This is a genomic window from Pseudomonas silesiensis (assembly GCF_001661075.1).
GTDB classification, from domain to species: domain Bacteria; phylum Pseudomonadota; class Gammaproteobacteria; order Pseudomonadales; family Pseudomonadaceae; genus Aquipseudomonas; species Aquipseudomonas silesiensis.
Window position 1 is genome coordinate 3667515 of the sequence record NZ_CP014870.1, and the last position, 12171, is coordinate 3679685.

13 protein-coding genes are annotated in these 12171 nt (G+C 62.1%); 3 read left to right on the top strand and 10 right to left on the bottom strand.

The window, feature by feature from the left end:
* Nucleotides 1-128: 128 nt before the first annotated feature.
* Complete coding sequence (gene pdxH / locus PMA3_RS16250) at nt 129-776, bottom strand: pyridoxamine 5'-phosphate oxidase (RefSeq protein WP_064680723.1); 648 nt, start codon at nt 774-776, stop codon at nt 129-131.
* A gap of 78 nt (nt 777-854) precedes the next feature.
* On the bottom strand, nt 855-2384 hold the full coding sequence (gene norR, locus PMA3_RS16255; RefSeq protein WP_064678119.1) for a nitric oxide reductase transcriptional regulator NorR: 1530 nt from the start codon (nt 2382-2384) through the stop codon (nt 855-857).
* Nucleotides 2385-2539: 155 nt separating this feature from the next.
* On the opposite strand from norR, the gene ytfE reads away from it, so the two are divergent.
* A complete protein-coding gene (gene ytfE, locus PMA3_RS16260) occupies nt 2540-3214 on the top strand; it encodes an iron-sulfur cluster repair protein YtfE (RefSeq protein WP_064678120.1) in 675 nt (224 codons plus the stop codon).
* 192 nt (nt 3215-3406) lie between these two features.
* Here the strand turns inward: ytfE and PMA3_RS16265 are convergent, their stop codons facing one another.
* Nucleotides 3407-3844 carry a CopD family copper resistance protein gene (locus PMA3_RS16265; protein WP_082930478.1) on the bottom strand — a complete coding sequence of 146 codons (438 nt, stop codon included), beginning with the start codon at nt 3842-3844 and terminating at the stop codon, nt 3407-3409.
* A gap of 31 nt (nt 3845-3875) precedes the next feature.
* Nucleotides 3876-5066 carry an NnrS family protein gene (locus tag PMA3_RS16270; protein WP_064678122.1) on the bottom strand — a complete coding sequence of 397 codons (1191 nt, stop codon included), beginning with the start codon at nt 5064-5066 and terminating at the stop codon, nt 3876-3878.
* Between the two features lie 469 nt (nt 5067-5535).
* Between PMA3_RS16270 and PMA3_RS16275 the strand changes: the two genes are divergently transcribed.
* Both PMA3_RS16275 and PMA3_RS16280 read left to right on the top strand, forming a co-directional pair.
* Entirely contained in the window at nt 5536-6219 is a 684-nt protein-coding gene (locus tag PMA3_RS16275) for a Crp/Fnr family transcriptional regulator (RefSeq protein ID WP_064678123.1), read from the top strand.
* A 5-nt stretch (nt 6220-6224) separates the two neighbouring features.
* The gene (locus tag PMA3_RS16280; protein ID WP_064680724.1) at nt 6225-6416 is read left to right on the top strand and encodes a hypothetical protein; all 192 of its coding nucleotides are present in this window, start codon (nt 6225-6227) and stop codon (nt 6414-6416) included.
* A 22-nt stretch (nt 6417-6438) separates the two neighbouring features.
* Here PMA3_RS16280 and PMA3_RS16285 read toward each other — a convergent pair whose 3' ends face one another.
* The 6 genes from PMA3_RS16285 to PMA3_RS16310 all read right to left on the bottom strand — a co-directional run bounded on the left by PMA3_RS16285 (nt 6439) and on the right by PMA3_RS16310 (nt 12137).
* A complete protein-coding gene (locus tag PMA3_RS16285) occupies nt 6439-8280 on the bottom strand; it encodes a nitric oxide reductase activation protein NorD (RefSeq protein WP_064678124.1) in 1842 nt (613 codons plus the stop codon).
* Nucleotides 8281-8358: 78 nt separating this feature from the next.
* On the bottom strand, nt 8359-9789 hold the full coding sequence (locus PMA3_RS16290) for a cbb3-type cytochrome c oxidase subunit I (protein WP_064678125.1): 1431 nt from the start codon (nt 9787-9789) through the stop codon (nt 8359-8361).
* A 3-nt stretch (nt 9790-9792) separates the two neighbouring features.
* Nucleotides 9793-10233 carry a c-type cytochrome gene (locus PMA3_RS16295; protein ID WP_064678126.1) on the bottom strand — a complete coding sequence of 147 codons (441 nt, stop codon included), beginning with the start codon at nt 10231-10233 and terminating at the stop codon, nt 9793-9795.
* A gap of 261 nt (nt 10234-10494) precedes the next feature.
* The gene (locus PMA3_RS16300; RefSeq protein ID WP_064678127.1) at nt 10495-10752 is read right to left on the bottom strand and encodes a cytochrome C oxidase subunit IV family protein; all 258 of its coding nucleotides are present in this window, start codon (nt 10750-10752) and stop codon (nt 10495-10497) included.
* A 10-nt stretch (nt 10753-10762) separates the two neighbouring features.
* Nucleotides 10763-11350, bottom strand: a complete 588-nt coding sequence (locus PMA3_RS16305; protein ID WP_064678128.1) for a cytochrome c oxidase subunit 3 — start codon at nt 11348-11350, stop codon at nt 10763-10765.
* Nucleotides 11334-12137, bottom strand: a complete 804-nt coding sequence (locus tag PMA3_RS16310) for a CbbQ/NirQ/NorQ/GpvN family protein (protein WP_064678129.1) — start codon at nt 12135-12137, stop codon at nt 11334-11336. Before PMA3_RS16310 ends, PMA3_RS16305 begins: the two co-directional genes overlap by 17 nt.
* Between the last annotated feature and the right edge of the window lie 34 nt (nt 12138-12171).

Sequence of the window (12171 nt, forward strand, 5' to 3'; positions counted from 1 at the left end):
CCTGTGGGAGCGAGCTTGCTCGCGATAGCGGTTTGTCAGGCAACATTGATGTTGACTGATCCACCGCTATCGCGAGCAAGCTCGCTCCCACATAGTTCTCCATTGCTGCATGTTTTGCGCAACGGGCCTCAAGGCGCCAGGCGAGTCCGCTGCCACGCGCCATCGCGCAACCGGTAATCAAGCCGGTCATGCAACCGATCGGCACGGCCCTGCCAAAACTCGAGCCGGTCCGGGTGCAGGCAGTAGCCGCCCCAATGCTCAGGCCGCGAGACGCTGTGGCCGACGAAGCGTTTGATGGTGTGCGCGAGCATGGATTCAAGGGCTGCGCGACTGGCCAGCGGCCGGCTTTGGGGTGAAGCCCAGGCGCCGAGGCGGCTGGCCACCGGGCGGGAATCGAAGTACGCGTCAGAGAGCTGCGGGTCGAGCCTGGACACCTGGCCTTCGATGCGCACCTGCCGTTCCAGTCCCGGCCAGAAAAAAGTCATCGCGGCATGGGGATTTGCGGCCAGCTGCTGCCCTTTATCGCTCTGGTAATTGCCGAAAAAAGTAAAGCCTTCATCGCTCAGCCCCTTGAGCAGCAGTACCCGGCAGTGCGGTCGTCCGTCGCTGTCGACCGTCGCGAGCACCATGCTATTGGCCTCCACGGGCGCGCACTCGGTGTCGCGGGCCTGTTGCAGCCATTGCCGGAACATCGCCAGCGGATCCTCCGGCGCCGCGTCGTCTTGCAGGCCATGAAGGGTGTAGTTACGGCGCAATTGAGCCAGGGACAGGGGCATGACATCGATCTCCGAAGGGTTTTGCCCAGTGTGCGAGGCACTGCGCAAAACCACCTTGACCGCCATCAACACTGTCGATCACTTGAGCCGCAGGCGCCGCGCCAGTTTGTGCAGATTGCTCGGATCGACTTCCAGGATCCGCGCGGCACTGGCCCAGTTTTCCCCGGACAGGGCAAGGGCCTGGAGGATTTTCTTGCGCTGGTAATCGTCGACGGCTTCCCCCAGGGGCTGGAACGGCGCATCGGCTACCAACGCCTCAAGCGGCTCGACCGCCGCCCCTGGCGCCCCCATTGCACTGTCGAGATCGAGAATTTCCGGCTCCAGCGTCATGATCAAGGTGCGACTGCTGCCTCGGCTCAGCTGCTTCAATGCGGCGCGACTGATCACATGCTCCAGTTCCCGCACGTTGCCTGGCCAGGTGTACGCCAACAGCGCGCGCTCGGCCGGCGGCGACAGGCGCAAGCCGCGCAAGCCAAGCCGCGCCCGGTTGAGCTCAAGGAAATGCCCGGCCAGCATCAACACATCGTTACCGCGCTCGCGCAGGGGCGGAATCGGCACCGGGTACACCGAGAGCCGGTGATACAGGTCGGCCCGGAACAGACCCTCGCGAATGCTGTCCGGCAGGTGCCGGTTGGTGGCGGCGATGATGCGCACATCGACGTGCAACGGCTTGTCGGCGCCCAGGCGCTGGATCTCGCCATTTTGCAGCGTACGCAACAGCTTCGCCTGCACCGCCAACGGCAACTCACCGACTTCATCGAGAAACAGCGTGCCGCCGTTGGCCGCATCGAAGCGTCCGGCACGGTCACTGGTGGCGCCGGAAAAGGCGCCTTTGACATGGCCGAACAATTCACTCTCCGCCAGCGACTCCGGCAAGGCGGCGCAGTTGACCTGGATCAGCGGCTTGTGGTTGCGCCGTGAAAGCCGGTGCAAGCGCCGGGCGAACAGCTCTTTGCCGACACCGGTCTCGCCCAACAGCAACACCGGCAGTTCGGAGTCGGCCAGCACATCCAGCTCGTTGAGCAACTGATGCAAGACCTCGCTCTGGCCGAGGATCTCGCCCTCCTCGACGGGCATGCGCAGGTCCAGGGTATCGCTGCGGGACAAACGCAAGCTGCGGTTTTCCTGCTCGAGCCGGGTCACCCGCACGGCGGCCTCGATCTGCAGGGTGCAGCGCTTGAGTTCCTCCCGGGCCTGGCTGTCGAAGGTTCCGGCGTGCAGCGCATCGAGGGTGATCGCGCCCCAGATCCGGCCTTCCACGTACAGGCTCACGCCCATGCAGTCATGCACCGGCAACGGTTCGCCGACGTGGCCGTCGAGCAAGCCGTCGTAAGGGTCCGGCAGACGGCTGTCGGGCTCGAACCAGACCGGCTCGCGGGACGCCATGATCGCCGCCAGCCGCGGATGCTGGGCAATGACAAAGCGCCGCCCCAGGGCTTCATGCACCAGCCCCACGGTCGCCACCGGCCTGAGGCTGTCGTCATCCAGGCGCAGCAATCCCACCGCGCCACTGTTGAAGTATTCGCGCAGGGTCTGGACCAGTCGTTGCAACCGCACCGCATTGGGCAACTCGACAATCAGGTCGGCCGCCAGGCTTTCACGCAACATGGTAGTAAGTACCCTCTTTGGTTGGATTCACCCTAAAGCGTCAGGGTGACTATCACCACAATTAAAAAAACATCGATGCTTTTCAATCAGTTGACTATGGCATGCCGGGTGCAACGAGCTTGGGGAACCGTTGAATCCATACAAGGAACTCCCTGATGAGCCAGACCCTACTTGAACAAAGCCTCGGCCAACTGGCCTGCGACATTCCCGGCGCCACCCGGATCTTTCACAGCTTCAAACTGGACTTCTGTTGCGGCGGGCATAAAAGCCTGCGCGAAGCTGCCCTTGGCAAGGACCTCGATCCGCTGCTGATCGCCGATGCCCTGCACGACCTGCAAGACGCCGGCGACACCCAACTCGACTGGCGCAACGAACCGTCGCAGGCGTTGATCGCCCACCTCCTGGCGCGCTATCACGCCCGCCACCGCGAGCAACTGCCGGAACTGATCCGCCTGGCTCGCCGTGTCGAGCAGGTGCATGGCGCCCGCAGCAGCTGCCCCAATGGCCTGGCCGATCTGCTGACCGACATGCAACAGGAACTCGAAGGGCACATGCTCAAGGAGGAACAAGTGCTGTTCCCGATGCTGCAACAGGGCATCGGCCTTCAGGCCGCGCCGCCGATCCAGGTGCTGCGCTTCGAACATGATCAACATGGCCAGGCGCTGGACCAGCTGCTGCTACTGACCAACCACATCATTCCACCGGCCGATGCCTGCAACACCTGGCGCGCGCTTTATCGCGGGTTGCTGGAGTTCAAGGACGACCTGATGCAACACATCCATCTGGAAAACAACGTGCTGTTCATCAACGCCCTCAAACCCCGTCATTGATTACCAACCCGTAACGCCGCTTTCGCCGGCAACCCGTAATTGTAGGAGCGAGCTTGCTCGCGATGGACTCAAGAGCGCCGCGTTTAACCAGTAAACACGCGTTATCGTTAACGACCATCGCGAGCAAGCTCGCTCCTACAATTACGGCTTGCCGGCGAAGGCGCCAACACTGACCGACAAGTTTTCCAGCAATCAACCCTGCCAATAGAACATCGCCTTGGCCAGGATCACGATCAACACCATGTGCCCAAGGATGCTGCGGCGAATCCAGCTCGCGCGGCTAACCGTCAGCCGCGCGCTTTTCAGCCAGTACGCCAGCAACAGGTAATGGCCGATGATGCTCAGGGCCAACACGATCTTCAGGCTCAGCAAGGTGCCAAAACTGCTGGCCAGCGGCTGGCTCAATACGCCGCGATGTTGCCAGGCCAGGGCGATGCCGGCGCCATACAACAGCACCACCACGCCATGCAGCACCTTGCGCGAGCGCACCGCAATCGCCTGGTCCGCCGTCGATTGCGCGGTATCGGTCAACTGCTCGCGGGCTCGATGCCAGATCACCACCTCGAAAAACAGCGTGCCGATGAAGGCGATGGCTGCCAGCAAATGCGTGACCAGTAAAAAGGGATACATCATCAGCAGCCGCCTCCATTCATGTGCAGGCTCATCCCGGATGCCCATCGACCCGGCCCCGCAACAGCATCGGCGCATAACCCCAGGCGTACAGCCCGAACGCCAGCGCCCAGCACAGGCCGGCCAGCCACAACGCGGGCAAAGGCAGGAACAGGACCAACACCACCCGGCTCAGACACGCCAGGTTGAGCAAAATAAACGCCAGGGTCATGCCCGACGGCGGTTCAAGAGGCCGGCCGGTGTGTCCGAGACTGACCCGTGCGATCATCGCCAGCACCAGGCCGCCCATGGCGCCGATGGTCAGGCAATGCACCGCCAGGCTCGGATTGATCGGTACGCCAAAATGCCAGAGCGCCATCCCCAGACAAGCCACCGCCAACCAGCCATACGCCAGGTACAACGACCACAGCAACGGCACGCGCCAGAGTGCGCGATCATGCCAGCGAACCAGGCGCACCAGATGCCCGGCGGCCAACGCGGCAAATAACAGGCCCATCCACAGATTGGGCTCGAGCGCTAATCCTGCGGCATAGGACAACGCCACCAGGGGCGAACCGATCAGCAGCAGCCAGTCCAGCCACGGCCAGGGGGTAACGCCTTCAACCTTGCCGAGGCCGCGCTGAATGAAGAACGGAATCACGCGCCCGCCAATCAAGCCCATCATCGCCGCCACCAGCCAAAGACCGGTCAGCACGCCTTGGCGCTGCCAGCCTTCATGACCTTCGACCAGGCCGTACAGGGACAAGGCGTCGGCCGCCGCCAATAACAGCAGCACCACCGCAATCGGATAGTTACGTGTCTGCCGGACCTTCCACAGGGTGAACCCCATGAGCGCGGCCACCGCCAGCGGGAATGCCAACTCCAGCAACGCCAGCAGCGGCCACGGTGCATTGACCAGCCACGCCACGCGCGCCGACAACCACAGCAGCGCCAGCGCCGCCAGCGGTGTGCCGCTGACGCCGGGGCGACCGGTCCAGGTCTGCACGGCCGTCAGCAGGAAGCCGGCAATAATCGCCAGGCCAAAACCGAACAGCAGTTCATGTCGGTGCCAGCCCAGCCACCCCCCGGCCGGCTGCCAATCGGCGATCGAACCGCTGAAAGCGGCCAGCCACAGCGGAATGGCCAGCACGGCCAACAGGCAGCCGGCGAGAAAAAATGGCCGAAAGGCCAATCGTAACAACGGCGCAATGGCCATCGCTTTCCGGCGGTCAAGCACCTGCATAAAAACCTCTCCTCTGCCTTGTTGCCCACCTGGCGCCGACCTGCGCGCGCCGAGGTCAATCAGGCTGCAATCATCGGGTATCGCCGATTTATTGCAGTTGTCGCAGATTAAGTGTGCAAGGGGCGTGCCCTCGCACCGATCCTTGCCAGGCCTGGCCCATTGACCACGGCAGTGATTAGAACCAGGGTAAAAATGACCATTAAAGGGTTCTAATAACCCTAAAGCCTAGGGTCTTTTTGACCCTGCGCCTCGGCCGCCTCAATAAACAAGGGCTTGTGCGCATGGCCCGCGTCTTGCTCAAGCTTTTGCAAATCAAAGAAACCTCTCCCTGGAGTCGTCATGAAAAAAGTCATCCAGCCCTTGGCCTGGTTTGTGGTGTTGACCTCGGTCCTGGCCCTGGCCAGCGGCGTTTCCCTTGGCCTCGTCTGACTTGATTGCCCTCCCCCTTCATTTCTCAGGATGAATTCCCATGGTGCTTCACCGCGTCCATCATCAGATTCTGCGCAGTCATCATCTATTCGAGCCGTTGAACGAAGAACAGCTGGACGAATTGATGAGTACCAGCCACTTGCTGAGCATCGACAAAGGCGAGCCGCTGTTCCGGCAGGGTGAACCGGCAGACTCGTTCTACTTCGTGATCGCCGGAGCGGTGAAGATCTACCGCCTGACGCCCGATGGGCAGGAGAAAGTGTTCGAGGTCATCGGCGATCGGCAAACCTTTGCCGAGGCAATGATGCTGATGGACACCCCGAATTATGTCGCTTCGGCCGAAGCGATCTGCCCCACCCAGTTGTACCGGTTATCCAACAACACCTACATGCGCCTGCTGCAAAGCAACAGCCGACTGACGTTTGCGTTGCTGGGCAAGCTGTGTGTGCGCCTGCATCAACGGGTCAACGAAATCGAAACCCTGTCCCTGAAAAACGCCACCCACCGGGTGGTGCGTTACCTGCTGACGCAGCTGGTGCGCCAGCAATCCGTTAACAACCAGTTCGAACTGCCGATGGCCAAGCAGCTGATTGCCGGGCATTTGTCGATCCAGCCGGAAACCTTTTCGCGGATCATCCGCCGCCTGATCGATGAAAACATCATCACCCAGGACGGCCGCCAGATCGCCATTCTCGACCGCCTGCGCCTGGAACAGTTCGAGTGAGCGACATGCCCGTCTGCCTGTATTGCCAACACGGCAATCCCCCTGGAGAAACCGAATGCCGCCAATGCGGCATGCCCCTGCCGGCATTGGCCGGACGCGCCGGGGAACGCCGGCAGCGCCGGTTCATGTGGTTTTGCGTGGGCCTGACGATTTTCTGCGTGATCATGTTTTTCTGGCTGCCGCGCAGCACCGGCTGATGCTGCGTCGCTCAAGCCGGGCTCAAGGCTGGGTCAGCTGGCGGTACAACTGCGGCAACCGCAGGGGTAGCTGTTCCGGCTGGCGGATCAAGGTATAGCCATTGGCACCGAACATGTACGGCAGGTAATCCCCGGCTTCGCGATCAATCGTGATACAGAACGGCGTCAACCCCTGGCGCCGCGCTTCCAGCACCGCCTCACGGGTGTCCTCGACACCGTAGCGCCCCTCGTATAAATCCAGATCGTTCGGTTTGCCATCGGTCAGCAGCAGCAACAGTTTGCTGCGGCGCTTGCTCTTGCCCAACAGTTGCGTGGCCTGGCGTATGGCCGCGCCCATGCGCGTGTAGTAACCCGGCTTGAGCCCCTGGATGCGACCGCGGGTGTTGTCGTCGTACCGCTGGGTGAAAGACTTGAGTTCCTGCATCCGTACCTGGTGGCGACGCAGCGAGGAAAACCCGTACAGGGCGAAATCATCACCCAGCACCGACAGGGTTTCGCCGAACAGCAGCAGCGTGTCGCGGATCACATCGATCACCCGATGTTCATCGTTCAGGTGCGCGTCGGTCGACATCGAGACGTCGGCCAGCAACAGGCACGCCAGGTCGCGGCGGGTCTGGCGTTGCTCCATGAATAGACCGCGTTCGGCACACTGGCCATGCTCGCGCTCGACGTGAAAATCCAGCCAGGCCTGCATGTCCAGTTCCGAGCCCTGGGGTTGCTGGCGTAACCACTGGCGGTCATTGCGCAGATGCTCGAACTGGCGCCGCAAACGATGCGCCGAAGCCTTGAGTCGCGGCGGCAATGGCTGCGCCTCACAGTCGCGGGGCACCATCATTTGCAGGTTGACGAAGGCCTCCTGCATCTGCTGTTTGCGATAGTCCCATTCCGGCAACTTGATGCCCTCGCCCAGGGGAATGTCGTCGACATCCGCCGGGGGCAGATCCAGGTGCAGCTTGAGGCCGCCGCCCTTGCGCAAGCGGGTGCGCGACAGGCTCAACTCATCCAGGTCTTCGGCGACCCTGGCGGCGTCCGGGTTGTCGCTGTCGTCCGACCAGCGATCCAGGTCCACGTGTTCGGTCCAGCTGAACAGGTTCTCCAGGCGCACGATCAACAACCCGCCGTCGCGGGTGCCTTCATCGATGCGTTTGGCGCGTTTGCTTGCGCCTTTGTGCTCACCGGGAGGGGTCGTCAGCGATTCTTCGGACTCGTCACCGAGGTCGGCAGCCTGGGGGCTGGCGAGGTTCTGCGGCGGGTACAACCACAGCGGCAGCGGCCAGGCCGCCCGTTCGCTGCGGGGAAAGTGTTCGACACTGCCGGGCTCGCGCAACGCCTGGCATAACGCCCGCTCCAGGGCCGCTTCAGCGGTATTCAATGTCGCCGGATCCGGTCGAAGTTGCAGGTGGGCATCGACCAGGCGTGTGTACCGCGCACGCAACGCGGGATAGCGCCGCAGCAGTTGTTGCGTCCAGCGTTGATTGTCCCGCCCCCAATGGCGCATCTGGCCGGCTTGTGCCGCGAGCAACGCAAGCCAGCGATAGAGCTCCTGGTTCAGTGCCGCTTCGGGAAACACCGCGAGACTCGACGGCAGCCGCAGGTTAGCCGCGTCGCACCACGCCAGCGGTACCTGCTTGCAGGTGCCGGCGATCTGCTGCAGCACATTGCGCCGCAGCAGCAGATCGCGGTCGCTGGCGGCTTCGACACCGATGCCATTGGCACCGCCCATGGCGCGAAACAACACTGCCAGCGGACGTTGCTGGCTGGCCAGTTCGACCCGCGCGTCGGGGAAATCCGGGCTGGCGCGCCGGGTGATGAAGCGATGCCAGACACTGCCGACCCACTCTTCCAGTTCGACGGTAAAGGCCATGGTTTTTTTCCTCTGAAAACCAATGTAAAACGGCCCGCTGTACCAGCCGGGCCGCCCTCCTCTAAAGCGTTACCCGACTCACGAGCGAACGACGCAAGCGGCCGCATCGGCGATCGTCAAAGGCACTCGCCGCTTGAAGCTGAACAGGTAGCAGATCAGCCCTGCGAAGAAACCGAGACCGGCGCCCAGACGGGCCCAGAACAGCACTTGCAGATGATCGACAGTGGCCATGAACGGCAACGCGACCCCATCGACCGGCCAGCGCTGCAGGTAGATCTGCACGGCACCGGCGGCGGTCAGCAACAGCGTGATCATCACCATCGACAGGGTCATCAACCAGAAGCCCCAGATCTCCAGTTGCTGCGAACGCTCGTCCGCTGCTTCGCCCAGCCCGCGCAGTTTCGGCATGGCGTAGCTGATCAAGGTCATCACGATCATCGCGTAGGCACCGTAGAAGGCCAGGTGACCGTGAGCGGCCGTCAACTGCGAACCATGGGTGTAGAAGTTGACCGGTGCCAGGGTATGCAGGAAGCCCCAGACGCCAGCGCCGAAGAACGCGGTGACCGTGGTGCCCTTGGCCCACAGCGTGGCCGCGCGGTTCGGGTGGTCCCGGCGCCGGTTCTTGACCATGGTGAAGGCGAATACCACCATCGCCAGGAACGGCAGCGGTTCGAGCGCGGAGAAGATCGAGCCGACCCACAGCCAGACCTCCGGCGCACCGATCCAGAAGAAGTGGTGACCGGTACCGATGATCCCCGTTATCAGCGCCATGGCGATGATCACGTACAGCCATTTCTCCACGACCTCGCGGTCCACTCCGGTGATCTTGATCAGCACGAAGGCCAGCATCGACCCCATGATCAGTTCCCACACGCCTTCAACCCAAAGATGCACCACCCACCACCAGTAGAACTTGTCGCGGGCCAGGTTGCCGGGGTTGTAGAAGGAGAACAGGAAGAACACCGCGAGCCCGATCAGCCCGGTCATCATCACCATGCTGACGGTGGTCTTGCGACCTTTGAGCAGGGTCATGCCGATGTTGTAGAGGAAGCCCAGGCACACCACCACAATCCCCATCTTGCTGATGGTCGGCTGCTCCAGGAACTCCCGTCCCATGGTCGGCAGCAGTTCATTGTGGGTCAGTTTGGCCAGGCCGGCATAAGGCACCAGCAGATAGCCGAGGATCGTCAGCACGCCAGCAGCGGCGAATACCCAGAACAGAATGATCGCCAGTTTCGGACTGTGCAGTTCGCGGTCGGCCTCTTCCGGAATCAGGTAGTAGGCAGCCCCCATGAAGCCGAACAATATCCAGACAATCAGCAGGTTGGTGTGAACCATCCGCGCCACGTTGAACGGGATGATCGGGAACAGAAAGTCCCCTATCACGTACTGCAGGCCCATGATCAAACCGAACAGTATCTGACCGAGAAACAGCACCAGGGCAAACACGAAGTACGGTTTGGCCACGGCTTGCGAGGCGAATTTCAGATGCGGATTAGCAATGCTCATCGCTTAGCCCTCCTTGTTTGGCGGCCAGCCATTGGTGTTGATTTTCGAGGTCCACTTGAGGAACTCGGCGATGTCATCCACCTCCTGGTCACTCAACTTGAACTGCGGCATCGCGCGCCGGCCGGGTACACCCAGTGGCTGCATTTTCATCCAGGCCTGCAGGAAGGGTTTGAAGCTCTCCTCGCCGCCGCGCCGCTGGAACACGTTGCCCAGCTCAGGCGCGAAGTAAGCGCCCTCGCCCAGCAGCGTGTGGCAGCCGATGCAATTGTTTTGCTCCCAGACCAACTTGCCGCGTTCCACTGATTCGGTTAATAGCGCCTCATTGCTGCGCTCTGGAAAGGTCTGTTCCGTGTGATAGGTCAAGGCCAGGAATATCAGGAAGAAGAAAACGCTTCCCCCAAAATAGATGTTCCTGGCCATGCCTTTGGTGAAGGTCTCTGACATGGTCGCTTCCTCTTTGCTTGGCGGGTCCATGATAGGAAGCGAGGGGTTGAAAACTGCTTGATGGCGATCAAGAAAGGCAGATGGTTTTGGTCGGGTATAGATCGTATGGCTGACGAAGATCCAAAGTGGGAGCGAGCTTGCTCCGGGCGGCGTTCCGACGATGGCGGCCTGACAGTCGACGAAGATGTTGAATGTTATGGCCTCATCGCGAGCAAGCTCGCTCCCACATTGGAATCGCGCTGTTTTACGGGATGTATTCCTTCAGCGGAACTCCACCAGCGTCAGCCCTACAACGGTCGCCAGGACCACCGCCCAGCTCAGCATCAACCGCCGCCACAGCCGCGGCGCGTGACGCATTTCCATGAAGCCGTCGGCGATCAGCCAGGCCTTGCCGACGGCCACCAGCAGGATGGCGATCGTCAACAGCCGGGTGCCCTCGGCACGCCCCAGCAGCACGGTGCACAGGCTCAACGCGGCCAACGCCGCCCAGCAGACGAGCAATACCCTGGATACAGACATGATCACCTCGTTAACTCAGCACATAGACCAGCGGAAACAGCACGACCCAGATCAGATCGACCATGTGCCAATACAACACCCCGGATTCAAAGCCGCTGCGGTTGTCGGCGTTGTACAAACCACGACGGCAACGCTCGGCCAGCCAGCCGAGGATGACCATGCCGAGCAATACATGGAGAAAGTGGAACCCGGTGAGGATCCAGTAGAGGGTGAAAAAGGTGTTGTGCTCCATTCCCAGGCCCAAATCCAGCAGGTGGTGGTACTCGGTGAGCTTCAACAGCACGTAGACACTGGCGGCGAGCAGCGCTGCCAGCAGGTAGACCGCGCCACGGCGTGGCCGTGAGCGCCTGACCTGTTCCTGGGCCAGCGCGGCGAACAGCCCGCCGGTCAGCAGGCTCAGGGTCATCGCCAGGCCGGTAGAGGTGTCGAGCAACAGCCGGCTGTCACTGAACATCTGCGGCTTGAGGGCCTGGGTCACGGCGAACGCCAGGATCAGGATGGCGAACACCGACAACTCGGCCAGGATGAAAAACCACATCGCCAGATCGCCCGGCAAGTGGCCCCGCTTAACCCCTGTGAACTCAGCCGAAGTGGACATCGACCACATCCATAAGCGCCGCAACGGTCAGCGGATCATCGCTCAGGGGTTCGGCCAGGCAGGCCATGCACGCTTCCCGCGGGCTCATGCCGGCACCGATCATGCGCGCCGTGAAGATCAGCAGACGGGTCGAGGCGACTTCCTCCAGATCATGCTGGTCGAGCCGACGCAGGGCCTGGCCCAGCCGGACCACTTGCGCCGCCAGCGCGTTATCCACCTGGGCCTCCCTGGCGACGATGCGCTCTTCATCGGCCACCGGCGGGTAGCCGAAGCGCATCGCCACGAAGCGTTGCCGGGTGCTGGGTTTCATGCCTTTTAGCAGGTTCTGGTACCCGGGGTTGTACGACACCACCAGCATGAAAGAAGGCGGAGCCTTGAGCACTTCGCCGGTGCGTTCCAGGAACAGCTCGCGCCGATCGTCGGCCAGGGGATGCAGAACGACCACGGTGTCCTGGCGCGCCTCGACCACTTCGTCCAGGTAACAGATGCCGCCTTCACGCACGGCGCGGGTCAAGGGTCCGTCCTGCCACCAGGTGCCCTGGGCGCCGATCAAATGGCGGCCGATCAGGTCGGCGGCGCTCAGGTCGTCGTGACAGGCCACGGTGTACAGCGGCAGTTTCAGCCGATGGGCCATGTGCTGGACGAAGCGGGTCTTGCCGCACCCCGTCGGCCCTTTGATCAGCACCGGCATGCCGTGATGCCAGGCTTGCTCGAACAGCGCCTCCTCATTATTCAGCGGTTGATAGAAGGGTTCGATCGGGTGTGCGCAAGACGGGATTCGGTCCATGGGCTGCCTGTTCCAAAAGCGGATTCAAGCCACA